Source organism: Acinetobacter guillouiae (assembly GCF_002370525.2).
Lineage (GTDB): Bacteria > Pseudomonadota > Gammaproteobacteria > Pseudomonadales > Moraxellaceae > Acinetobacter > Acinetobacter guillouiae.
Map to the genome: position 1 here is coordinate 3,351,160 of NZ_AP014630.1, position 22,333 is coordinate 3,373,492.

At 37.4% G+C, this 22,333-nt stretch carries 23 protein-coding genes and 1 pseudogene; 11 read left to right on the forward strand and 13 right to left on the reverse strand.

Annotated features, from left to right (window positions below; translation table 11 throughout):
- Positions 1–600 carry a LysE/ArgO family amino acid transporter gene (locus AS4_RS15700; RefSeq protein WP_096734782.1) on the reverse strand — a complete coding sequence of 200 codons (600 nt, stop codon included), beginning with the start codon at positions 598–600 and terminating at the stop codon, positions 1–3.
- Positions 601–780: 180 nt separating this feature from the next.
- Between AS4_RS15700 and AS4_RS15705 the strand changes: the two genes are divergently transcribed.
- On the forward strand, positions 781–1,671 hold the full coding sequence (locus AS4_RS15705) for a LysR family transcriptional regulator ArgP (protein ID WP_096734783.1): 891 nt from the start codon (positions 781–783) through the stop codon (positions 1,669–1,671).
- A gap of 207 nt (positions 1,672–1,878) precedes the next feature.
- Here AS4_RS15705 and gstA read toward each other — a convergent pair whose 3' ends face one another.
- Entirely contained in the window at positions 1,879–2,484 is a 606-nt protein-coding gene (gene gstA, locus AS4_RS15710) for a glutathione transferase GstA (RefSeq protein WP_096734784.1), read from the reverse strand.
- Positions 2,485–2,581: 97 nt separating this feature from the next.
- Here gstA and AS4_RS15715 point away from each other — a divergent pair.
- Positions 2,582–3,492: pseudogene (locus AS4_RS15715) on the forward strand (LysR family transcriptional regulator).
- A 76-nt stretch (positions 3,493–3,568) separates the two neighbouring features.
- On the opposite strand, the gene AS4_RS15720 reads toward AS4_RS15715, so the two are convergent.
- Positions 3,569–4,132 (reverse strand): YceI family protein, encoded by a 564-nt coding sequence (locus AS4_RS15720; RefSeq protein ID WP_096734785.1) that lies wholly within the window; start codon positions 4,130–4,132, stop codon positions 3,569–3,571.
- A gap of 62 nt (positions 4,133–4,194) precedes the next feature.
- On the reverse strand, positions 4,195–4,761 hold the full coding sequence (locus tag AS4_RS15725) for a nicotinate-nicotinamide nucleotide adenylyltransferase (protein WP_034612542.1): 567 nt from the start codon (positions 4,759–4,761) through the stop codon (positions 4,195–4,197).
- Positions 4,762–4,862: 101 nt separating this feature from the next.
- Between AS4_RS15725 and AS4_RS15730 the strand changes: the two genes are divergently transcribed.
- Both AS4_RS15730 and AS4_RS15735 read left to right on the forward strand, forming a co-directional pair.
- Positions 4,863–5,663 (forward strand): enoyl-CoA hydratase, encoded by an 801-nt coding sequence (locus tag AS4_RS15730; RefSeq protein WP_004717217.1) that lies wholly within the window; start codon positions 4,863–4,865, stop codon positions 5,661–5,663.
- Between the two features lie 99 nt (positions 5,664–5,762).
- On the forward strand, positions 5,763–6,521 hold the full coding sequence (locus tag AS4_RS15735; protein ID WP_004717220.1) for a nitroreductase family protein: 759 nt from the start codon (positions 5,763–5,765) through the stop codon (positions 6,519–6,521).
- A 56-nt stretch (positions 6,522–6,577) separates the two neighbouring features.
- On the opposite strand, the gene AS4_RS15740 is transcribed toward AS4_RS15735, so the two are convergent.
- The 6 genes from AS4_RS15740 to AS4_RS15765 form a co-directional block, all read right to left on the reverse strand.
- Positions 6,578–6,892: a hypothetical protein gene (locus AS4_RS15740; protein ID WP_004823167.1), complete on the reverse strand. Its 315-nt coding sequence runs from the start codon at positions 6,890–6,892 to the stop codon at positions 6,578–6,580.
- A gap of 194 nt (positions 6,893–7,086) precedes the next feature.
- The gene (gene gyrA / locus AS4_RS15745; protein ID WP_004823172.1) at positions 7,087–10,110 is read right to left on the reverse strand and encodes a DNA gyrase subunit A; all 3,024 of its coding nucleotides are present in this window, start codon (positions 10,108–10,110) and stop codon (positions 7,087–7,089) included.
- A gap of 524 nt (positions 10,111–10,634) precedes the next feature.
- On the reverse strand, positions 10,635–11,456 hold the full coding sequence (locus tag AS4_RS15750; protein WP_227548091.1) for a zinc ribbon domain-containing protein: 822 nt from the start codon (positions 11,454–11,456) through the stop codon (positions 10,635–10,637).
- Positions 11,457–11,875: 419 nt separating this feature from the next.
- Entirely contained in the window at positions 11,876–12,808 is a 933-nt protein-coding gene (locus tag AS4_RS15755) for an FAD-binding protein (RefSeq protein ID WP_096734787.1), read from the reverse strand.
- 17 nt (positions 12,809–12,825) lie between these two features.
- Positions 12,826–13,578 carry an electron transfer flavoprotein subunit beta/FixA family protein gene (locus AS4_RS15760; RefSeq protein WP_004823176.1) on the reverse strand — a complete coding sequence of 251 codons (753 nt, stop codon included), beginning with the start codon at positions 13,576–13,578 and terminating at the stop codon, positions 12,826–12,828.
- A 483-nt stretch (positions 13,579–14,061) separates the two neighbouring features.
- Positions 14,062–14,667: a LysE family translocator gene (locus AS4_RS15765; RefSeq protein WP_056518144.1), complete on the reverse strand. Its 606-nt coding sequence runs from the start codon at positions 14,665–14,667 to the stop codon at positions 14,062–14,064.
- A 116-nt stretch (positions 14,668–14,783) separates the two neighbouring features.
- Here AS4_RS15765 and AS4_RS15770 point away from each other — a divergent pair, with 116 nt between their 5' ends.
- From AS4_RS15770 to AS4_RS15780, 3 genes are all read left to right on the forward strand, one after another.
- Positions 14,784–15,278 (forward strand): Lrp/AsnC family transcriptional regulator, encoded by a 495-nt coding sequence (locus AS4_RS15770; protein ID WP_004717233.1) that lies wholly within the window; start codon positions 14,784–14,786, stop codon positions 15,276–15,278.
- A 24-nt stretch (positions 15,279–15,302) separates the two neighbouring features.
- On the forward strand, positions 15,303–15,857 hold the full coding sequence (locus AS4_RS15775) for a GNAT family N-acetyltransferase (protein WP_096734788.1): 555 nt from the start codon (positions 15,303–15,305) through the stop codon (positions 15,855–15,857).
- A gap of 153 nt (positions 15,858–16,010) precedes the next feature.
- Positions 16,011–16,562: a GNAT family N-acetyltransferase gene (locus AS4_RS15780; protein ID WP_096734789.1), complete on the forward strand. Its 552-nt coding sequence runs from the start codon at positions 16,011–16,013 to the stop codon at positions 16,560–16,562.
- Between the two features lies 1 nt (position 16,563).
- Here AS4_RS15780 and AS4_RS15785 read toward each other — a convergent pair whose 3' ends face one another.
- From AS4_RS15785 to AS4_RS15795, 3 genes are all read right to left on the reverse strand, one after another.
- On the reverse strand, positions 16,564–16,935 hold the full coding sequence (locus tag AS4_RS15785; protein ID WP_004717237.1) for a hypothetical protein: 372 nt from the start codon (positions 16,933–16,935) through the stop codon (positions 16,564–16,566).
- A gap of 229 nt (positions 16,936–17,164) precedes the next feature.
- Positions 17,165–18,064, reverse strand: coding sequence for a tyrosine recombinase XerC (locus tag AS4_RS15790; protein ID WP_167468987.1), 900 nt, complete (start codon positions 18,062–18,064; stop codon positions 17,165–17,167).
- A gap of 80 nt (positions 18,065–18,144) precedes the next feature.
- Positions 18,145–19,104, reverse strand: a complete 960-nt coding sequence (locus AS4_RS15795) for a M28 family peptidase (RefSeq protein WP_096734791.1) — start codon at positions 19,102–19,104, stop codon at positions 18,145–18,147.
- Between the two features lie 139 nt (positions 19,105–19,243).
- On the opposite strand from AS4_RS15795, the gene rlmH reads away from it, so the two are divergent.
- The 4 genes from rlmH (at position 19,244) to AS4_RS15815 (ending at position 22,260) form a co-directional block, all read left to right on the forward strand.
- A complete protein-coding gene (rlmH, locus tag AS4_RS15800; RefSeq protein WP_004717243.1) occupies positions 19,244–19,726 on the forward strand; it encodes a 23S rRNA (pseudouridine(1915)-N(3))-methyltransferase RlmH in 483 nt (160 codons plus the stop codon).
- Positions 19,727–19,852: 126 nt separating this feature from the next.
- Positions 19,853–20,629 (forward strand): dioxygenase family protein, encoded by a 777-nt coding sequence (locus AS4_RS15805; RefSeq protein ID WP_096734792.1) that lies wholly within the window; start codon positions 19,853–19,855, stop codon positions 20,627–20,629.
- A 166-nt stretch (positions 20,630–20,795) separates the two neighbouring features.
- Positions 20,796–21,566 (forward strand): META and DUF4377 domain-containing protein, encoded by a 771-nt coding sequence (locus tag AS4_RS15810; RefSeq protein ID WP_004717248.1) that lies wholly within the window; start codon positions 20,796–20,798, stop codon positions 21,564–21,566.
- A 277-nt stretch (positions 21,567–21,843) separates the two neighbouring features.
- On the forward strand, positions 21,844–22,260 hold the full coding sequence (locus AS4_RS15815) for a DUF4377 domain-containing protein (protein WP_096734793.1): 417 nt from the start codon (positions 21,844–21,846) through the stop codon (positions 22,258–22,260).
- Positions 22,261–22,333 lie beyond the last annotated feature (73 nt).

Consider the following 22,333-nt stretch of genomic DNA (forward strand, 5'->3'; position numbering starts at 1 on the left):
TCAAAGCAGCAAAGATATTGCAATTCCCCACATGACCAATGCAATAATAAAATCTAATATTTGCCATGCGCGTTGATTTTGAAAAATGGGGAGTAAAAAGCGTGCGCCAAAACCTAAGCTAAAGAAGAATAACCACGATGCCGTTACTGCACCAATCGCAAAATAAAGTGCGGTAGCTTCAAACTTTGTCGATATAGAACCAATTAAAACCACTGTATCCAAATAAACATGTGGATTAAGCCAAGTTAAAGCTAAACAAATTAGAAGCATTTTCATCAGCTTGGATTCATTTTTTTCACTCGGTTTTAAACCTGTCGATGTTCTAAAAGCTTGTAGAAAATGTTGCGCCCCATAGATCAATAAAAACGTTGCTCCAAAATATTTTGCCCAATCGACAAACTCTGGATGCGTTTGAATGACTTTTGAAAATCCCAGCACACCCAATAAAATTAAAATCGAGTCAGATGCGGCACAAACAACACAGACCCAAAATACATGTTGCTTTTTTAAACCTTGTTTGAGTACAAAAGCATTTTGAGCGCCAATTGCAATAATCAAGCTAAACCCAACAGCCAACCCCTGCATATAACTTTGCAACATTTTAAAACTACACTTTTAAAGTTTTGAATGGACTGTGCTATTATCCAAACTTATCTCTTTAAATGAGTATTTCTAAATAAATATCATCTTAGCTAAGTTTTTTTTAGTTGTTTGTGATGTGGCATTTTTAAAATAACTTATATCTTTATATAAAAAACCCCCAATTTTTTGAGGATCAGCATGTTACAAAGTAAGCATAGTGAAGCATTTCTAGCGGTTGCCGAAACAGGTAGCTTTGAACAAGCTGCTATGCTTTTAAATATCACAGCATCAGCGGTAACGCTACGTTTACAAACTTTGGAAAAACAACTTGGGCAAGTGCTGATCATTCGAGAAAGACCATGTAAAGTTACTCAAGCAGGTCAGGAAGTGTTACTTTTCCTGCAACATCATCGCTTGATGGAACAAAATTTAATTCAGAATCTTCAAGGACAAAGTTCGCAATCACAATTTTTTAAATTAAATATCGCCACTAATGCCGATTCATTGGTGACATGGCTATTACCCACAATTCAACACACCTTACTCACAGAAAAAATTGTTATAGACTTAAAAATTGATGATCAAACCCAAACCCACCACCTTCTTGAAGCGGGATTGGTCAATGCTTGTATCTCGACCGAATCAAAACCTATGAAAGGCTGTGAGGCGATTCATTTAGGTACAATGAGCTATAGGATGGTTGCTACACCGAATTTTATTCACACTTACTTTCAGCATGGTATTCAACGTGAAACGTTACGGCATATTCCTGCTGTTATTTTTAATGATAAAGACCATGTACATGCCGAAGTTTTACAACACGTTTTTGGTTTGATGCCAAGCAGCTATCCATGCCACTTTATTCCTTCTGCAACATCTTTTGTAGATGCGATTTTGCTCGATTTAGGTTATGGCATGGTACCTAAAATGCAAATTCAAAAAGAATTAGCAACAGGACAATTGCTTGAAATCATGCCCAAAGCAAGAACCGATTTACATCTCTATTGGCATCATTGGAAACAACAATCCAAGCAACTGGAAAAGCTCACATTAGATTTAATTCACAATACTCAGTCTATTCTGGATTAAGCTTTATAGAGCTACGACTCATCCTAAATTAAAGTATCTTATTTTAATGCGTATAGCGAAAAACTTTTAGAATAACCCAGCCACGATTTTCGCTATAAAGCAGTGTTAAAACATCATAGAAATACTTTGCTTCAATCACATACTTCAAGCTTAGAGCTGCCGTAGTTTTACTCAGTATTTATAAAACATACGGCATTGGATTTTTTCCTAAAGAAGACCTTCAGCTTGCATGGCTTTTTGTACAGATGGATGTTGTTGCATTTGCTCCATAAAAGCTTGTAAAGATTTCAAATGACTTAAGTCCAAATTGATAAATGTTGCCCAACGAGTCACAACAAATAAGTAAATCTCTGCAATGCTAAATCCTTGCCCCAACAGATTTTCCGAATCATGAATTTGCTCGTCGACCCATGTATATTGTTTTAATAATTTCTCTTTGAAAATATTTTTACTCGTATCATCAAACCCTTTTTGAAAAAATGGTGCATACAATTTATGTAATTCCGAACTAATGTAGTTCATCCACTCCAATACTTTATAGCGCTTTAAATCGCCAAATGTAGGTAATAAATCACTACGTTTAGCAACCTCAGCCAAATACTGGCTAATGATCGCACCCTCACTCAAATGCAAGCCATCATCACTGATTAAAAATGGCACTTGACCTTTCGGGTTAATTTTCAAAAAATCCTGACCTTGTTCCGTTTGGTGATTTTTAAAAGAAACATTCACTAAATTAAAATCTTGGTTAATTTCTTGTAATACGATATGAGGGGCAAGTGAACATGCACCCGCTGTGTAAAAAAGTTGCATCTGCTTATTCCTTAAGTTGCTTTAACTTCATGCTATTCTTAACATCATGAACAATAAATACTCACAATATCAATTCAGTTATTACATGGTGTATATAATGAACACAACATTCAAACGAACAATGTTGAGTAGCGTTGAAATATTTTGTCTCGTTGCAGAACAACGAAGTTTTTCCAAGGCTGCCTATCAAGCTGGTTTAACACCCCCAGCAGTAAGCCGATCAATTGCTCGTTTAGAAGGTCGCTTAGGGGTTCAACTGTTTAATCGAACAACACGCAATGTTCGTTTAACCCAAGCGGGTGAGGAATATTTTTAGAATGTCAGCAGGCACTCAAACAAATTGCTGAAGTCGAATTAAGATTAAAAAATAAATCAGCTCAACCTTCTGGAACAATCAGGATGAGTTTACCAACACCTTTTGGTCACTTTAGAGTTCTACCTCTCTTACCTAAATTTCAGCAGCTTTACCCTGAAATTAACTTGGATATACAGCTCACCAATAAAAATGTAGATTTCATTACGGAAGGTTTTGATCTTGCAATTCGGGGGCGTAATGTGCCTGAATCCAATTTAATTGCTCGTTGTTTAGAAAAAGCCGACTTGCTGATTGTCGCCTCTCCTGAATACTTAAAGAAACATGGCACACCTACTGAGATTGCCGATTTACAACATCATCAATGTATTCAATTTATCTTACCCAGCACAGGGAAAGAAGTGTCTTGGTCTATGCTCATTGAAAATGAAGTTGTAGAGATTCAAACGCAAGGACACTTGAATTGCAGTGAAGATATTTTAGCCACCATTACCTTAGCTCAACATGGTGGTGGCCTATTGCAAACCTGTCGTTTTATTATTGAAAATGATTTAAAACAAGGAAAGCTGGTGGAAGTCCTACAACAATATTCAGGTACTCAACGGCAATTTTCCCTGCTTTATCCTAAGAATAAATATGAACAACGACACATCCGCTTATTTATTGATTTTTTAATTGAACATCTAAAATATTAGACTCAAAAAACAGGCTCGAAATCACGATGAGATTAAAAAAATAACGCACCATAACCCTTTCTATCTCTGCTGTTTTCTATTGTGCTTTCCACTGCCCAGACACTTGGATATTCACTTTTTCGCCAACGCCACCCACAGCTTTTTTCATTCCGAAATCACTACGCTTTATAACTGTAGTAGAACTAAAATCCAGCAATTTTGGATTATTTAGATTGGGTTTAATTGTCGCATTAAAAATTACAGGCTTAGTGACATTACGCAAGGTTAAATTACCTGAAATCAGATACTTATTATTGGTAAGTGGTTTAAATGACGTACTTTTAAAAGAAGCGGAAGGATATTTAGCAGCATAGAATAAGTCTTCACCCATAATCATATTTTTCAAGGAAGATTTATTAATGCTTAGGCTATTTACATCCATCACAAATTCAGTAGATGCATTTTGCGGAGTGCTCGTATCAAAATTAAGAGAAGATTGAACACGCTTAAATTGCCCTTTGACAATGTTCATACCCAATGAGTCGATATGAAATCCAACATCACTATTGGGTGTCAATGTCCAAGATGCGGCATAACTTGAAATCGAAATAACTAAGCTGCCCAATAAAGCCCCGTTTATAGCGACTGATTTAAACTGCATGCAATACTCCATTCATATTCTATATATTTCTATTCAGTGTATTGCAATGCACACAAAAAACATTAAAGATTTGATTTGTCTTGCGTTTGGTATTTGTACTTTAATTGTTGGTAAATTTCCGTTTTTTGAAATTTCTCTAAAAACTCCGCTGTGCCCAAAGGAAATTCGACCTGATAAATTTCACCACGATAATACGCTTCACGTAACGGGGTCGCAGAGATAGAGCCAACTAAACTATCCAGTTCAACCATTTGCCATTCTGGAAATAGTTTTAAGTAATAAGATGAATCATCTTTAAAGTGACCAATTAAACCAATCTTATCGGTCTCTAGAACAGTAGCATTAACTAAGGACTTAACCAGCTCTACCCATTTAGTATCATTATAAACATCAATAACATGTACAAATTTGATTCGTTTTTGATCCGCTTCAGAAAAATTAGACAAAATCATTTGTTCCCGTTCTGATGCCAGAAAAGGATTTTTAGTATTCCGTTCATTTTGCGCAGAACCCAAGGCCAAAATTACATATTGGCTTTGTTGTAATGCAATTTTAATAGTTTGCATATGCGCGAGATGAAAGGGCTGAAAACGTCCAATATAAACAAGATAATCAAATTTATAAGTCATAAAAGTAATTTTTTATGAACTCATCAGTTGCAACAGAATTTCAAATATGCGACATAATGAGGGCATAAAATCCAATTAAATTTTAAAGCAAGGATAGTACGATGACACTTAGTTGTATTCAACAGCCACATCAACATTTAAACGCAAATTTAGAGAATGGTGTACTGACTTTAGCAATTAATCGACCAGAAGCAAAAAATGCACTGTATGGTGAATTATATCTATGGATTGCAAAAGCCTTAGATGAAGCTGATCAAGATCGTGATGTTCGTGTGGTGATCTTACGTGGTGCAGATGCTGACTTTAGTGCGGGTAATGATATGAAAGATTTTATGGCTTTCATTCAACAACCGCTTGAAGGTAAAGAAGGTGATGGCCCTCCATTTGTATTATTAAAATCTGCTGCACGTTTATCTAAACCATTGATCTGCGCAGTACGTGGTGTGGCGATTGGGATCGGAGTAACGGTACTTTTACATGCTGACCTCGTTTATGCAGACAATACTGCCCTGTTCCAAATTCCATTTGTCAGCTTAGGGCTTTCTCCAGAGGGTGCTTCAAGCAAACTGTTGATTCAACAAGCAGGATATCATAAAGCGGCTGAATTACTGTTAACTGCACAAAAATTTAACAGTGAAAAAGCACTCAATGCTGGCTTAATCAATAGTATTGAAGACGATGTATATGGTCACGCTTTACATCAAGCACAAACCCTTGCAGCACTTCCATTGGCTTCGATCAAGCAAACCAAAGCGTTAATGAAACATAATCTTGAAGAGATTATTCAATGCGTGGATGATGAAGCGGTGATCTTTATGCAACGTGTTAAATCACCTGAAATGGCTGAAGCGGTTGCCGCATTTATGCAAAAGCGTAAGCCAAACTTCTCTCAATTTAATTAATTGAGTGAATCTGACCAAAGCCACTGCATGACCAATATTCAGTGGCTTTTGTCATTTTTGAATCCAATAAAACAGTTCATTTAATTATGGGTAAAGATCATGTCACAAGATACAACGACCAAGAAGCGCTATTACGAACCCGCTCCACAAGATATCGATATTGAAAATTTCCGTAAAGTCATAGAAAGTCGTCGCTCTGTACGTAAATACACTGAAAAGCAAATTCCTGCCGATGTTTTAGATGCTTGTTTAGATTTGGCTTTATTGGCACCAAACTCATCAAATCTACAGCCTTGGACGTTCTATGTGGTTCAGTCTCAAGCGAAAAAGAAACAATTGGTCAAAGCTTGTTTAAGCCAATTATCAGCAAAAACAGCCGCAGAACTGATTGTATGTGTGGCACGTATTGACCGTATTGATGAAATGGCAAAAAACAATTTAACCCATTTTCCCATGCCTGAAGCGCCAAGAGCGGTAAAACAATATTATAAATTTATCGCATATAACTATAAAACAGGTTATCTGAATGCTTTAGGTAACTTTAAAAAAGTGGCTTTTAAAGTTGCACGCACTTTAGATAAACAACTTCCTGTCACAGCATTTAACCCAGCTGATGCAAAGCTTTGGGCCAGTAAAACAACAGCCTTGGCTTGTGAAAACTTGGTATTGGCTTTACGTGCTTACGGTTTTGACAGTTGCATGATGGAAGGTTTTGATGAACCCTTAGTTCGCAAGATCCTTAATCTAGGTGATAAAGAATTTCCAGTCATGGTGATTAGTGCCGGTGAACGTGCTGAAGATGGCGTATTCTTCCCACAATACCGTTTTGATCGTGATTTGTTTATTCAAAAAGTTTAATTTTAGCTTATAAATTCCTCCTCTCTGTTCAGAAGAGGGTTGAGATTTTTAAACTATTATTCAATATCAATCATTTGAATAAACTCAAAAGCAGGTTCTTCATAGGGATGACTTGCTTTTAAAGCGATTGCCACTTGTTTGGCCTTGTGTTCAGGAACGATTGTTTCCACTCGCCATTCAGGCAATTGCTCTAAATGATCTAACTCACCAATAAAAGGCTTTGCACCGCTTAACGGTTTAAATTGCCCTGTTCCTAACACTTGCCAAGCGCAATGTTCATAATCACCAATACCACCCGCTCCTGCTTGAAAAATTGCAAGTTTGGTTGCTTCAAGGTGTGATTCTGGAACATAGTAGATTAGTTTAAGCATATTATTTTATATTCAAAAACTCGATTATAGCTTTGTTCATATTTACTTTTACTTATTTTTTATTTGGTTTTCGTTAGAAAAAGCTATGTATCGTTAGTTCAATTCATAAGATTTAAACAGAACTGTAGATTTTATAAGCTTGATCAGAATACAAAAAAAAGAGCGCCTAAGCGCTCTTCTTATTTCTCTAAAAATTACTCGTCAGATTCAGTATTATCAGACTCAGTTTCACCTTCATCCATAACAGTTTCATCATCAACTAATTTTTCAGAATCAATTAAATTCTCTGAATCTAAAGCAGTCTCGCCTTCGATCGCGTCTAACTGATCGATAATCTCATCATCAGCTTCGACAGCTTCAACTGCAACCACACCGACCAAGACTTCTTCATTACCTAAGCGGATCAAACGGACACCTTGGGCATTACGACCTGTTCTCGCTACTTCAGAAGCACGGGTACGAACCAGTGTTCCACCATCAGAAATCAACATCAATTCTTTAGATTCATCGATGGCAACAGCGCCCACTAACTCACCATTACGTTCAGATGTTTTAATGGCAATAACACCTTTACCACCACGTTTTTTAGTTGGGAAGTCATCTACTGGTGTACGTTTACCATAACCATTTGCAGAAGCACATAACACTTCGCCAGTTTCTGGTACAACAACTAACGAAACGATTCGACTCACCACATTGGTATTTGAATCTGCAGTATCTTCATCATCTGAATCTACATCAACTTCAACATCTTCTTCTGTTTGTGCCGCAGCCAATGCCACACGCATACCACGAACACCTTTCGCAGTACGACCCATCACACGAGCATCAGTTTCAGAGAAACGAATTGCTTTACCTTCATTTGAGAACAACATGATTTGCTGTTCACCATCAGTAATTGCAACACCAATTAAAGTATCTTCTTCTTTCAACTCAATGGCACGTAAACCATTTGAACGAACATTACCAAACTGCTCTAATTCAACACGTTTTACTGTACCTGATGCTGTTGCCATAAATACATAGAAGTTTTTACGCACACTTTCTACACGTTCAGCAAATTCAGCAATTAATTCATCATCAAGATCAGAAGCAGAAAGCTCAATACCAATTTCTTTGAGTTGCTTACGTAAAGCATCTGATAAGTCATCTGGATTTTCACCAAGCTCTGCAAACGCAGCTTTTAGTGCTTCATAATGTGAGTCGATAATTGTGTTTTCACGCAGTTGAGCAACATTGGCACGGACAAAAGTTCTAAACTCAGTTAAACGCTCAGTAAATTTCTTCGGAGCATCAATTACAGGAAGAATCGCTGTAATGGTCTCTTCTGCATCCAGTGGTAATAAGTTCACCATTGGGCGGCCTTTTGCACCGCGTGACGCTTGAGGTACTTCAAATACTCTTAAGCGATAAACTTTACCTACATTGGTAAAGCACAATACAGTTGCATGGTTCGATGTCACGATTAAATGTTGAATATAATCATCTTCTTTCATCGAAGTTGCAGATTTACCACGTCCACCACGGCGCTGTGCAGCATAATCAGACAATGGTTGTGTTTTTGCATAACCTGTTTTTGAAACAGTTAAAACAACTTGCTCTTCTGGGATTAAATCTTCACGAGAAAAATCAATACGTGATTCAACAATATCCGTTTTACGTGCATCACCATACTGTTGAAGAACCAATGCAAGTTCTTCACGAATCACATTCATCAAAAGATTGAAGTCATTTAAAATTGCTGTAAGTTCAGCAATTTGAGCTAAAATTTCAGAATATTCAGCTTGTAACTTATCTTGTTCAAGACCGGTTAAACGATGTAAACGTAATTCTAAAATTGCACCAACCTGAGCAGGAGATAAACGATAAAGCTGACCATCTAAACCAAATGGACGACTTGGATCTTCACCTTCGATCTCATCCGGACGAACTGAAATCGCGCCTGCTTTTTCTAGCAATGCAACAACATTTCCACCCGCCCATTCGCCAGCAAGTAAACGCTCGCGTGCTTCAGCTGGATTCGCAGAAGTCTTAATGGTTTCGATGATTTCATCAATATTGGCTAAAGCAACAGTCAAACCTTCTAAGATATGACCACGCTCACGCGCTTTACGTAATTCAAACATGGTACGGCGTGTCACTACTTCTTGACGGTGACGAATAAATGCCGCAATGATGTCTTTTAAATTCATCAGTTTAGGTTGGCCATTGTCTAGACAAACCATGTTGATACTGAATGAATTTTCAAGTTGAGTATTTAAAAATAAGTTATTGACAATAACTTCAGCGTTTTCGCCACGCTTTAAGTCAATTGCAATACGCATCCCATCTTTATCAGATTCGTCTCGAAGTTCTGAAATACCTTCAAGTTTTTTCTCTTTGACCAATTCAGCAATACGTTCAATGGTTCTTGCTTTATTGACTTGATAAGGAATTTCAGTGAAAACAATCGTTGTACGACCAGTTTTTTGATCTTCTTCAAAATGGTATTTACCACGAATATGCAAACGGCCTTTACCTGTACGGTAAGCATCTACAATTCCTGATTTACCATAGATAATGCCGCCTGTAGGAAAATCTGGACCAGAAATATATTCCATCAATCCTTCAATTGAGATGTTCGGATTATTTGCATAAGCCAAACAAGCATTGACCACTTCTGTCATGTTGTGTGGCGCCATGTTGGTCGCCATACCGACAGCAATACCTGTCACACCATTGATCAATAAGTTAGGGATACGTGTTGGCATAACCTGAGGAATACGCTCAGAGCCATCGTAGTTATCTTCCCACTCGACTGTATCTTTTTCTAAGTCAGCCAACATTTCATGGGTGAGCTTACGCATACGGACTTCGGTATAACGCATTGCTGCTGCGCTGTCACCATCGACAGAACCAAAGTTACCCTGACCATCAACCAATTGATAACGTAGACTAAAATCTTGAGCCATACGAACAATTGTTTCATAAACAGCTGAATCACCATGTGGGTGATATTTACCGATTACGTCACCAACAACACGTGCAGATTTTTTATAGGCTTTGTTATAGTCGTTGCCTAACTCGTGCATAGCGAACAGCACACGACGATGAACAGGTTTTAAACCATCTCTCACGTCTGGTAATGCACGAGATACAATAACACTCATGGCATAATCGAGATATGAGCTTTTTAGTTCATCCTCAATGGCAATCGGTCTAATTTCCGATACGCTCATGCATACTCCTTATTACAAACAGTGCAAGCAGCAACTGCTCATTTATATAATCTAGCTAGTCAAAATTTAGCTCAAAAAGCGTTGAGCCAAAATCTAAAATTCAGTCGCACAGTATAGCATAAAACCAAGCGATTTTGTGCCTATCCGACCACACTATAATCATGATTTTTTGTAGTATTTTTAAACAATTTTAACGATTTATTGACAATAAAAAATCGCCTGATTGGGCGCTCAATTAAGCATCGCTAAATTTATAAATGATTGGGTATTTTTATCTCAAAACCTGACCTATTTTTATCTATCCAATCATACTCAATGGTGTGCTTCATTCACTATTTTTGCGATGTTTATCAGTAAAAAATAAATCACATCAAACAGTTTTATTTCGGATCGATTAAAACAACTCAAACATGAAAATTGCCATATAAAATCCGACATGGCAAAAAATATGAGAAAGTGATACTAAGTCCACCCCACTGATCAAAAAAATCTAAACACTTCCAAATATAGAGTGTTGTAAATTTCTATAATTTATATGGATCTGCCTGAAGCAATTCACAGTGTTGCAGCAAATCATCACTGATTGCTACGCGATAACACTGCCAATCACGAATTTGATTATTTTCCAGCTGTGGAACCATATATATTCGACTTGCAGGCGCATCAGTGAATTTACCCACTAAAATCCCTTGCTGTGTAATTTCAATTTGATCAAAAATAAAATCACTAAACTGGGTCTGTTCAAACTTTTCAATATCTTTTAGGCTCGTCGCAAAACGATGCTTGGCGTCATAATACTGTGCTAAGCGCGTTTGATAAGCTTGCATATCAAAATAACGTGCTTGGTATTCGTTAGACACCACCTCTTCGCTTGCGGGTAATGCTTCATCTGTTGTCGCGGCCTCATCTTGATTGGATGACCCAATAACGGACATTACGATAGGAATAACTATACTTGAAATAACCCCAAGCACTGCGGGACCAAACATAAATACGGCTAAAAGTATCCAAACAATTTTATAATTTTTCTTTTTAGGCTGATTTTGAGAATTTCTCCCAGCATCTTTGGCTTGTTGCCATGCGTCTGAGGAAGATAAAACGTTTGCTTTATCTCGTGCTAAAGCATGCTGATTGCCCGCTGATTCAGCAATCGGTGCTGTCTGACGAGGTTTTATATTATGTGTGGGATTTGACTGCTCTTGCTTATTTTCACGACGTACAGAAAATTCAACATTGCTATTGCCTGTCAAATTGTTGGTCTGTTTAACATGCTTTAAACGAGTACCACAAACACCACATTTCATGGCTTCATTGATATTCTCAGCGTAACATTTGGGACACTTCATATTTATAGCTATTCTAGGTGAGATGATATGGAATTGAGCAATAATGGAAAAGCGCAACGTCTAAAACGACAGAATCAGCCAGTCTAACGCGCCAACAAGTATAGAATTAAAAAAATGGTCAAAAGCCAGTACAGAATTAAATGCTATCTTCTATCTGTAACAGCTGATTTATACTGGAATTTTCTGTATGTCGCCAGTATAGGGTTGAAAATTTAATTGTCCTTATGTTTTGATCTTATAGGGTTTAAAATTGGACTTCAAGGTATTTATCCACTGATTCTCTCTTGTTCATTTAGCCAAAGTATTCACGACTTTATTTATCCGTGCACACCATTCATCTATTTATTCAATAAATTTCTAAAATAAAAAAACGCACTTAGGAAATCCTAAGCGCGTTTTTTTGAAACTTAATTCGAGAATTAAAGTTTAGAAACTAATTCTGGAACAACAGTATTCAAATCACCAACTAACCAGTAGTCAGCTACAGCATTGATTGGCGCTTCTTCATCTTTGTTGATTGCAACAATCACTTTAGAATCTTTCATACCTGCCAAATGCTGGATCGCACCAGAAATACCTACAGCGATGTAGAGATCAGGCGCAACGATTTTACCAGTTTGACCAACTTGCATATCGTTAGGAACGAAGCCAGCATCAACCGCAGCACGTGAAGCACCTTGAGCAGCACTAAGCTTGTCAGCAAGTGGATCAAGTACTTTATGATAGTTCTCACCAGAACCAACACCACGACCACCCGATACAACGATACGCGCAGCAGTTAATTCAGGACGTTCTGATTTCACAATTTCTTCAGAAATGAACTTAGAAATACCTGCATCACCTGTAGAAGCCGCTGATTCAACTGCAGCAGAACCGCTTTCAGCAGCAACAGGATCAAAAGCTGTACCACGTACAGTTGCAAGAACAATTGCTTCGTCAGATTGAACTGTAGCAATTGCATTACCTGCATAAATTGGACGTTTGAAAGTTTTAGGACCTTCAACAGCAATGATGTCAGTAATCATGCTTGAGTCTAAAAGTGCAGCAGCGCGTGGCAAGATGTTCTTACCTGTTGTTGTTGAAGCAGCAAGGATATGTGAATAACCTTTACCTAATTCAGCAACAAGTTTTGCTACGTTTTCAGCCAATTGGTTCGCATAAGCTGCATCATCAGCAAGCAAAACTTTGCTTACACCAGCAACTTTCGCAGCAGCATCTGCAACTGCTTGAGCACCAGAACCTGCAACCAATACAGTGATATCACCACCGATTTTTTGAGCCGCAGCAACAACGTTTAAAGTTGCACCGTTAAGTGTCTTATTGTCGTGCTCAGCGATAACTAAAATACTCATGATTTTATCCTTCTGTATTAGATCACTTTCGCTTCATTTTTAAGTTTTTCAACAAGCTCGTCTACAGACTTCACTTGTACACCAGCTTTACGCTCTGCAGGTGGTTCAACTTTAACTGTTTTAAGTTTAGAAGTTGCTGTAACACCGAAATCTGCAGGAGTTTTCGTATCAAGTGGCTTTTTACGTGCTTTCATAATGTTTGGAAGCGCAGCATAACGTGGCTCATTCAAACGTAAGTCAGTGGTGATGATCGCTGGAGTATTTAACTCAACCGTTTGTAAACCACCATCAACTTCACGAGTTACTTGAACTTTATCGCCATTTACAGTCACTACAGAAGCAAATGTACCTTGACCAGCGCCAAGTAAAGCACCCAACATTTGACCAACTTGGTTAGAGTCGTCATCAATTGCTTGCTTACCTAAAAGCACAAGTTGTGGTTGTTCTTGTTCAACAACAGCTTTTAGGATTTTAGCAACTTCTAAAGCGCCAAGTTGACTGTCATCAGCCTCAACTAAAATACCGCGGTCTGCACCAAGCGCCATAGCAGAACGAATTTGTTCTTGCGCTTCTTTTGGTCCAATAGAAACAACAACGATTTCTGAAACTGTTCCTTTTTCTTTTAAGCGAACCGCTTCTTCAACTGCGATTTCATCGAATGGGTTAATTGACATTTTAACGTTAGTAAGGTCTACCCCACTATTGTCCGGTTTAACGCGAACTTTAACGTTGGCATCAACCACACGTTTTACAGCAACAAGAGCCTTCATGTAATCCTCGGCTGTTTTAGCAAAAGTAAATGTTAAGAAGAGTTATAATAACGCTTCATTTAAAATTATTTAGGTGTCCTATCTTGCAATGTGATTGGCATTTCGGTCAAGTCACAATTCGCAAAACTGCTGTAAAAAGTCATAAAAAAGCTTGAACGTACAGTTCACATTTTTTCTAAATATTTTAACTTAGACACGTAAGGCTACTATTTCGACAATATTTATATATTGATAAATAACATTATTTGTATTGATTCTGTATAAATAATCAAAAGAATTAAGATAAATTATCAATCAATCAAAGGGATGACACTAGCCTTTCATCGATACTGCTACGCTCTGTCATTTTAGACAGATTCAGCAATTTTTCTAAGTATGTTTATTGATTAAATTTGTGAACTTTTTGGCATTAAACTTGTAACAAAATACTAAATATGCAAAAACGGGCTTCTTTTCAGAATCACCCGTTTGTTTCTGCTTGGATTAATTTGCCAATAACCATGCGGCTGCAATGGTCAACAAAGTCCCTGAACCACCATCAATCCATTTTTGCTTACGTTCATTGATGTGCTGCTCTTTGGTCAATTGAGCAATCAAAAGGCTCAAACCACAATACACCAAGAATATCAAAGCAATAAAAATTGCTGACAAGGCTAAGCCTTGAAACACGGTGTTACCTGATTTATCGATGAATTGTGGCAAAATCGCAAAATAGATCAACATGCCTTTTGGATTCAACAATGCCGTAACAAAGCCTTTGCGGATAGGATTTGAAACTGCTTTCTGCTCAATACGTAATGTCTTTTGGCTAAATACTGATTTAATCAAATGAAATGCTAAATACAATAAATAGGCGATCCCCAAATATCGAATCGTCTCAAACAATACTGGGAATGAAACAATAATTGCGGCAATGCCAAGCGCAACCAAAATCGAATGAACCAGATAGCCAGAACAAATACCAATTGTCGCCATCATGCCTGCTTTTGCATCTTTACCTATCACTTGTGACAGGATAAATAACATATCTGGTCCTGGTGTGAAAATTAACGGAAGTACCGTTAAGGCAAAAAGTACAAATACAGACATCTCTTTTCCCTTTCTGAAGTTTGACTACGAGAAGAAAACAGTATCTTTTAAAATGCTTAAAATAGGATTTCAAATATTCTATAATGATGATTATTTTTCAAATTAAATTCTAATTTATGAAAATTTCATCTAAGACTATTCTAATCAAACTAGACCGTATTGATAAAAATATCATTCGTGCTTTACAAGCCAATGGTCGAATCCAAAATAATGATCTGGCTCGTGAGATTGGGCTCTCGCCTTCATCATGCCTAAGACGAGTTCGACTCTTAGAAGAAGCCAAAGTTATCCAAAACTATACAACAGTGGTGGATCCACAAAAAATTGGCTTTCAATTGATGCTATTCTCAAGAATCTGGTTGTTAGGGCAAGATGCTGAAACCATTGATACCTTTATTGAAGCAATGAAAGAACTGCCTCAGGTCATGGAGTGTTATATTATTCTGGGTGAATGTGATGCGATGTTAAAAGTGGTGGTCCCTGATTTAGAAAGCTATCGTAAATTTCAGTCGACACATTTGACCAAAAAGAATGGTATTACCAGTGTAAAAACGGATGTCCCAAGTCAAATTATTAAACAAAGCTTTCAATTACCTCTTGAAGATTTGTAATTCAAAAAATACGATTAGGTGAATATGAAAACATTCAATCCCCCCGTTCAATTAGAAACACCCAGACTTATGCTTAGACAATGGCAAGTTCGTGATTTTGAAGCTTTTGCAGATTTAAATGCTGATCCAGACGTTATGCGGTATTTTCCAGCGACCTTGTCAAAAAATGAAAGTGACCTTTTGGCACATCGATTTCAAGACTCAATTACCGAATATGGTTGGGGATTTTGGGTGGTTGAGTTAAAAGAAAATCAGCAATTTATCGGTTTTGTGGGTCTAGCCAATCAAGCGGAAAGATATGCTTTCTCTCCTTGTGTTGAAATTGGTTGGCGATTTGCACAACAATATTGGCATCAGGGCTATGCAACAGAAGCAGCTCAGCAATGTTTGGCATTTGCATTTGAAAAATTAGCTTTAGAACAAGTTGTTTCTTTCACATCTATACTGAATCAAGCTTCGGAAAAAGTGATGCAACGACTTGGTATGGATTATGTTGAAAACTTTATGCATCCCGCTTTAGACAAAAACCATGCTTTGGCTGAACATGTACTTTACCGTATACAAAATCCAAAGCTGTAACGCTGGTCAATATGCGGGTTATCTTGGGCGATGCAAAATTTTATATCGTAAAACAAAGATCTGCATATCGAGCCAAATATGACTGAGGTAATACGTTAAAAATTATCGCCCTTTTCTATCTAAGCAGTACTTTGATCAGGATGTTCAATAAAAATGATTTATGAATTATGTACAGATCGTCTTTTACTTCGACAATGGCAAGCTTCTGATTACGATGCTTTTGCAAAAATCACAGCAAACCCTGAAGTAATGCAATTTTTCCCAAAAATTTTAAATCGTGAGCAAAGTGACGAACTGGCAAATCAGATTAAATATTTAATCGAAATCAAAGGCTGGGGACTTTGGGCAGTTGAATTGATTGAAACCCAAGAGTTTATTGGGTGTGTGGGACTACATCAACAACCCTCAAAATTTGAATTTTCACCATGTATAGAAATTGGCTGGCGACTTGATCCAAAATTTTGGAATAAAGGCTATGCAACTGAGGCAGCTCAAGCATGTCTAAGATTTGCATTTGAAGAACTGAATTTTCAAGAGATTGTTGCATTTACAGCTAAACATAATCTTGCTTCGCAAAATGTCATGAAAAAAATTGGAATGAGCTTTTCTCATGACTTTCTACATCCTGATTTTGATGAGCACCATCCACTACATGAAGAGAAGCTCTATCGAATTCAAAAACAAGATTTTCAATTTGAGTATTGAACTATTTCGCCATGCTTGCTAAAAAATCGCGATGAATATGGCTTAAATCAATCAAATCTTGATTTTTGAGCTCCAGCACTTGCCAAATCTCAATAAAGTCTTCTTTTAAGTCAATATGATTAGACACTGTTTGAGCCGCTTGCCATTGTTGGTCTGATATCCATAAATAGGTCTGATTGGTTGCGGTATTTACAGCTTGAACTTTACCCTCAGCATTGATACCCAATACTTTTCCTTCTTGCGGTAAGGTTGCCTCAATTTTGGGGAGGCTGAATTCTACAAAATGTTTAATTTGACGTAAGCCATAGCCCTTAAAAATTTCTTTTTGAGCGTCAGTCAGTTGCTTATATTTTTGTTCAAGTTCAGGGATCATTGAAAGACCTAATTTTTTTGCAAAATTGAATCAATAGAAATGTATTGAATAAATACCAAACCTAGATATACATGAGAGCATTTTTAAAAACAATTATCTATTCGACTTTTTTCTGTGCTAAATGTGTTTAAGCACTGTGCATTTTATTAAAACAACAACAGTACTTCTCAACAGATCTATTCGCTACAAAATACAAAAATCAACGCTTAATAAAGCCTTATATTCAAGGTCAATTTTTTATTTTCGATGCAGCAGCTCTTGGATGTGCTTGATCATAGACTTGTGCCAGATGATCAAAATCGACGTGGGTATAAATCTGTGTTGTGGTTAAATTGCTATGTCCTAGCATTTCTTGCACTGCACGCAGATCGCCACTATTGGATAACATATGGCTGGCAAAGCAGTGACGCAATAAATGTGGGTGTAAATCAACATTTACCCCTGCACGTAGTGCTTGGTATTTGACTCGATTTTCAATCTGACGTGGGCTAATACTTGTGCCGCGTTGAGTAATAAATACTAAAGATTCAGGGCTAAATTCCCCCTGCCAGATTCGATAGATTTTTAACCATTCAATCAGACTCTCTCTCGCTTTAGAGCCGAAAGGTACAATTCGAGTCTTATTCCCTTTACCCGTGATACGCAATAAATGACGAGTAAAATCAATATCTCGTATGGTTAAACTTTGCACTTCCGCCAAGCGTAAGCCACTGGAATAGAGCAACTCGAGAATAGCCTTATCTCGTAACCACAACTGCTTTTCTATCGGCTTTTCAGGTGCGGGCTGATCCATAATTTGATTGACCGTTTCAATATCAATCATTCCCGGTAACGGTCGAGCTTGCCGCTTTATCTGAAAATCATCCGCTGCATTGATTTCTAAATAACCACCTTGTTTGGCCCACTTCATAAACTGACGAATTGAAGTCAAATGCCGTTGTAAACTGCTGGTCGAAAGCTGATCTTTTTCGACACGATAAGCTACATACTCTCTTAAATCAGCAGCTTCGACTTGTTTTAACTCAATCTGCTTGTCATAGCAAAAATCAATAAAGTTGGATACATCTCGGAAATAAGCATCTAAGGTATGTACCGATTGATTCTGTATTTTACGATCTTTAATCCACATCGAGAGCAATTGCATTGCACCGTATTGCATAAGCTCTCCTTTGATCAAAATAGCAAATGATATAACCTGATTGAAAAATATCAGTCTTGTAACACTGTATACACCACACCATTGATGACTTCTGCCATCTTATTTAAATTGAGTTTTTCAACAGTATCCTCTTGGGTATGATAATGCCTATTTCTAAAAAAAGCCGTATCTGTGATCATAATAGCAGGGATATCGAAACGCCAATAATTCAAATGATCTGAGAAATCTACGCCTTGTACAAATGACGGCGTTATCAATCTTTGACAATCAAGGCGTTTTAACGCTTTCATGGCATCACAATATTTTTCGCCCAAACCACGTGAAGTGAAATTACTCACTGCGCCAATAAAATTTCCATGTTTGGGATAAAACAAAGCTAATCCCGATGGATAATCCTGAACATTTTTATGGTCAAAATATCCAATCATTTCCAAAATATACACCGCTTGAATTTGATCTTTTTGTTTTAAAATGGATTGTGCATGAATATAGCTCCCCATATGTTCAGTACGGAAATACGGAGGTTCTTCCAAAGTATAAAAGACAAAATCAACATTCTGTTTAAGACTAGCTTTATTGGCTGCCAAAATTCGCGCAGTCTCAATCAGTCCCACCACACCAGAAGCATTATCATCAGCACCTTTGAAATTCCCATAAACATCATAATGCGCACCAAGAATCACTTTTTTGGCATGGCCCATTTGTAAGTGACAGATTACATTCCGATAAGTTTTGCCTTTGACTTGATAAGGCTGGTATTCACAAGGAATCGCAAACTGTTCAAGTTGTTGTTTAATGAATGCCCCAACTCGATCGAGCTCTTGAATATTTTGATAATTTCGAAACGCTTGTGGGTGAATCACTTGTTGTAAATAACTGTTTAAACGATCAGGTTCAGCTTGCTGATCATAGCGTTGTTCTGCAGCGACACTCCCTGTTGAAAGCCCACAACTGAGCAATATAATGAAAAGATAGTTTAAATTTAAAAAATTTGGATAAGCTATTTGCATGTATAAATCCAATTAAAAAGCGTGTTGGTATAGCTATAATTTAAAAAAACAGCAATTAGACATTCAGTTCTTGTTGTACGCCTGAGAATAACCAATATCACGCTATAATGATGCAATTACCACGTTAGAAATTGTTAATATGAAAATCCGTATTCTGACCATTGGTCAAAAAATGCCTGCTTGGGTATTAACTGGTTTTGAGGATTACTTCAAAAGAATCCAACCTTTTGTACAGACGCAAATTATTGAACTCCCGATGGCAAAGCGTGGCAAAAATGATTCCGAAGCAGATATTTTAAAATATCGCCAAATTGAGGGCGATAGTATTCTCAGCCAACTGAAACACAATGAAGTATTGATTGCACTTGAAGTAGGCGGACGTGAATTTAGTACTGAAAAGCTGGCTGAAACCATGAAAGGTTGGATGCTTGAAGGTTATGATGTTGCACTGGCCATTGGCGGACCAGATGGGCATTCTGAAGCTGTGCGAAAAGCTGCTGCTTGGCACTGGTCACTGTCAAAACTGACTCTGCCCCATCCATTGGTTCGGGTTATGCTGATTGAACAACTTTATCGTGCGATGAGTATTAACCATAATCATCCGTATCATCGTGCTGGCTAGTCATATTATTGGGCAAAAGTTGCATTGTTGAAACAGTCTGTTGAAATAAAAGGCTTATTGAGAGCATGCATTTTAGCTAGAATGGGCAATTCACGCTGTATTTAATGATCATTTAGGCACAAAGATATGAACTTACAAACACTCCCAGGTTTATTCATTTCACATGGCTCTCCCATGCTTGCGCTAGATCCCGAACAAGTCGGTCCTGCACTACATCGTCTTGGTCTAAATTTGCCAAAACCACAAGCCATCGTGGTGATGTCTGCCCACTGGGAAAGTGAGGCTTTAGAAGTCAATACAGGTGTACGCCCTGAAACATGGCATGACTTTCGTGGTTTTCCTCAAGCGCTGTATGAGATTCGCTATCCCGCACCAGGAAATCCTGAATTGGCGGAAGAAATTCTACATCTCTTGGCTGAAGCTCACCTCCCTGCACATGCAAATAGTACTCGACCTCGTGATCATGGTGTATGGATGCCTTTATTACATATGTATCCTGAGGCAGATATTCCAGTCATTGAAATTTCTTTACCGATGAATATGCATGCTGATCAAATCTACCAAATTGGTCAAGCACTTGCCCCACTCCGTGAAAAACAAATTTTATTGATTGGTTCAGGCAGTATCACTCACAATTTAAGAGAATTGTCATGGAACGGCAAAGATGAGAATGTTCCTGAATGGGCATCTACATTTAGAAATTATGTGGTGAGCAAACTCAACCATAGTAATTATGATGCTGTATTGGAATGGAATAGCATTCCTTATCTACAGAAAAATCACCCAACACTTGAGCACTTTGCGCCTCTTTTCTTTGCAATGGGTACGGGTCATCGCTTTAGTATTGTGCACAGTAGTTTTTCAATGGGTGCGCTAGGTATGGATATTTATCGGTTTGATTAAAGAACCTGATTGATCAAAACTCAGCAGAAATGATAACAATTTGTTAATTATTGTTTAACTTTTAGTTATATGGATACATATTGAAACCGAATTAATAAATTGTATCCATATCTTTTAGTGTTTCATGGTTTATCCTATGCATAGTTTTTTAAAACGTGAATAGAATATGAAATTCAAATATTTAGCATTAGCTGTACTTCCTTTAGCCCTAGCGGCTTGCCAATCTGGCGATATTCAAAAATTGGGTGATACCGCTGTGAAAGTATTACAACAACAAGGTAATGCAGAGCAAACATTAAATGCTTATCAATGGTCTTATCAACCAGCAGATACCAAACAACCGATCGTACTTAATTTTGCAGACCAACGTTTAAGTGTTGCAACTGGCTGTAACCGACTAATGACCAGTGCAAAAGTTGAAAACGGTTTATTGGTTACTGGCAATATCGCATCAACCAATATGATGTGTTCTCCTGAATTAATGAAACAAGAAAGTTTTGCTGCGGCATTGTTCCAATCAAATAAAACAGCATTTGTACTCGATACAGCAAACACTGAAAGCCCAACGCTGACTTTGGTAAACGCGACAGGTGGTAAAGTTGTATTTACAGGTAAAATGACACCTGAAACTAAATATCAAAGCCAAGGTGAAACAATTTTCTTAGAAATCAGCCCAGAAACTAAAGAATGTTCTGCTGGTGTAAGAAAAATGCAGTGTTTACAAGTACGCGAAATCAAATATGCTGACAATGGTGTAAAAACCCAAGTAGATAAAGATTGGACATATTTCTATGACCAAATCGAAGGCTTTACTCATAGCCCTGCTGAGCGCCAAGTGGTTCGTGTAAAACGTTATGAAATTAAAAACCCAGCTGCTGATCAGTCTAAATACGCTTATGTACAAGATATGATTATCGAACGTGAAACTGTAAAATAATTGTATAGAAAAGCTGAAGTTGAACTTCAGCTTTTCTTTGTTTAACTATTTATAAACATCTAGATTTAAATCAGTTTTATGTTTTTTCAATCAGACAATCAAAACATTTCTATCTTAAACTTTGCATCTTTATTTTAATCGATGCAGAACATCCAACACTGCATAATAATTAAAAAAAGTAGTGAATATATACACTCAATAATAGAAACTTAAATGATCCATAGTGATTGCAGCAAAGCTCATTTTTTAATACAGCAAGATCGATAAAGGTAAAATCATGAATCACAAATTAAGCATTGCACTACTCTTACCCTTGCTCGTCATGGCATGTAGCCAAGAATCCACAACTCAAAAAGTTCCGGCGCCTGCGCCTATAGAGACTCAAGTTTCAAATACAGCAACTCAACCACAAATTATTTTTTTAGAGGTCAGTCCTGAAACTCGACCTTGCACTGGTGTTGCACCACAAACCTGTCTTTTAGTTCGTGAATTAACATTGAACGAAACTGGTCAAAAAAATTATAGCGACAAAGAAGCAAGTTATTTTTATGATTCTATTGACGGCTTTACCCATAATTCAAAGTCTACTCAAATTATTAAGGTCAAACGCACAGAAATTGCCAATCCTGCAGCTGATCAGTCTCAATACCAATATGAACTCGACTCAATTGTTGAAACCATTCCGAGCAAATAAGCTTGTCGCTGTTTTTCTAATTGCTCAGATAAAAAACCGATGCAAAAGCATCGGTTTTAAGTTCAAAATCAAA

Coding starts and splice junctions, on each gene's coding strand:
- AS4_RS15755 (WP_096734787.1), bottom strand. CDS start 12,808: ATGAGTATTTTAGTTATCGCTGAGCACGACAATAAGACACTTAACGGT.
- AS4_RS15730 (WP_004717217.1), top strand. CDS start 4,863: ATGACACTTAGTTGTATTCAACAGCCACATCAACATTTAAACGCAAAT.
- AS4_RS15770 (WP_004717233.1), top strand. CDS start 14,784: ATGAAAATTTCATCTAAGACTATTCTAATCAAACTAGACCGTATTGAT.
- AS4_RS15700 (WP_096734782.1), bottom strand. CDS start 600: ATGTTGCAAAGTTATATGCAGGGGTTGGCTGTTGGGTTTAGCTTGATT.
- AS4_RS15775 (WP_096734788.1), top strand. CDS start 15,303: ATGAAAACATTCAATCCCCCCGTTCAATTAGAAACACCCAGACTTATG.
- AS4_RS15805 (WP_096734792.1), top strand. CDS start 19,853: ATGAACTTACAAACACTCCCAGGTTTATTCATTTCACATGGCTCTCCC.
- AS4_RS15760 (WP_004823176.1), bottom strand. CDS start 13,578: ATGAAGGCTCTTGTTGCTGTAAAACGTGTGGTTGATGCCAACGTTAAA.
- AS4_RS15750 (WP_227548091.1), bottom strand. CDS start 11,456: ATGAAGTGTCCCAAATGTTACGCTGAGAATATCAATGAAGCCATGAAA.
- AS4_RS15740 (WP_004823167.1), bottom strand. CDS start 6,892: ATGCTTAAACTAATCTACTATGTTCCAGAATCACACCTTGAAGCAACC.
- AS4_RS15790 (WP_167468987.1), bottom strand. CDS start 18,064: ATGTGGATTAAAGATCGTAAAATACAGAATCAATCGGTACATACCTTA.
- AS4_RS15765 (WP_056518144.1), bottom strand. CDS start 14,667: ATGTCTGTATTTGTACTTTTTGCCTTAACGGTACTTCCGTTAATTTTC.
- AS4_RS15795 (WP_096734791.1), bottom strand. CDS start 19,104: ATGCAAATAGCTTATCCAAATTTTTTAAATTTAAACTATCTTTTCATT.
- AS4_RS15705 (WP_096734783.1), top strand. CDS start 781: ATGTTACAAAGTAAGCATAGTGAAGCATTTCTAGCGGTTGCCGAAACA.
- AS4_RS15720 (WP_096734785.1), bottom strand. CDS start 4,132: ATGCAGTTTAAATCAGTCGCTATAAACGGGGCTTTATTGGGCAGCTTA.
- AS4_RS15735 (WP_004717220.1), top strand. CDS start 5,763: ATGTCACAAGATACAACGACCAAGAAGCGCTATTACGAACCCGCTCCA.
- gstA (WP_096734784.1), bottom strand. CDS start 2,484: ATGCAACTTTTTTACACAGCGGGTGCATGTTCACTTGCCCCTCATATC.
- AS4_RS15815 (WP_096734793.1), top strand. CDS start 21,844: ATGAATCACAAATTAAGCATTGCACTACTCTTACCCTTGCTCGTCATG.
- AS4_RS15785 (WP_004717237.1), bottom strand. CDS start 16,935: ATGATCCCTGAACTTGAACAAAAATATAAGCAACTGACTGACGCTCAA.
- AS4_RS15780 (WP_096734789.1), top strand. CDS start 16,011: ATGATTTATGAATTATGTACAGATCGTCTTTTACTTCGACAATGGCAA.
- gyrA (WP_004823172.1), bottom strand. CDS start 10,110: ATGAGCGTATCGGAAATTAGACCGATTGCCATTGAGGATGAACTAAAA.
- AS4_RS15725 (WP_034612542.1), bottom strand. CDS start 4,761: ATGACTTATAAATTTGATTATCTTGTTTATATTGGACGTTTTCAGCCC.
- rlmH (WP_004717243.1), top strand. CDS start 19,244: ATGAAAATCCGTATTCTGACCATTGGTCAAAAAATGCCTGCTTGGGTA.
- AS4_RS15810 (WP_004717248.1), top strand. CDS start 20,796: ATGAAATTCAAATATTTAGCATTAGCTGTACTTCCTTTAGCCCTAGCG.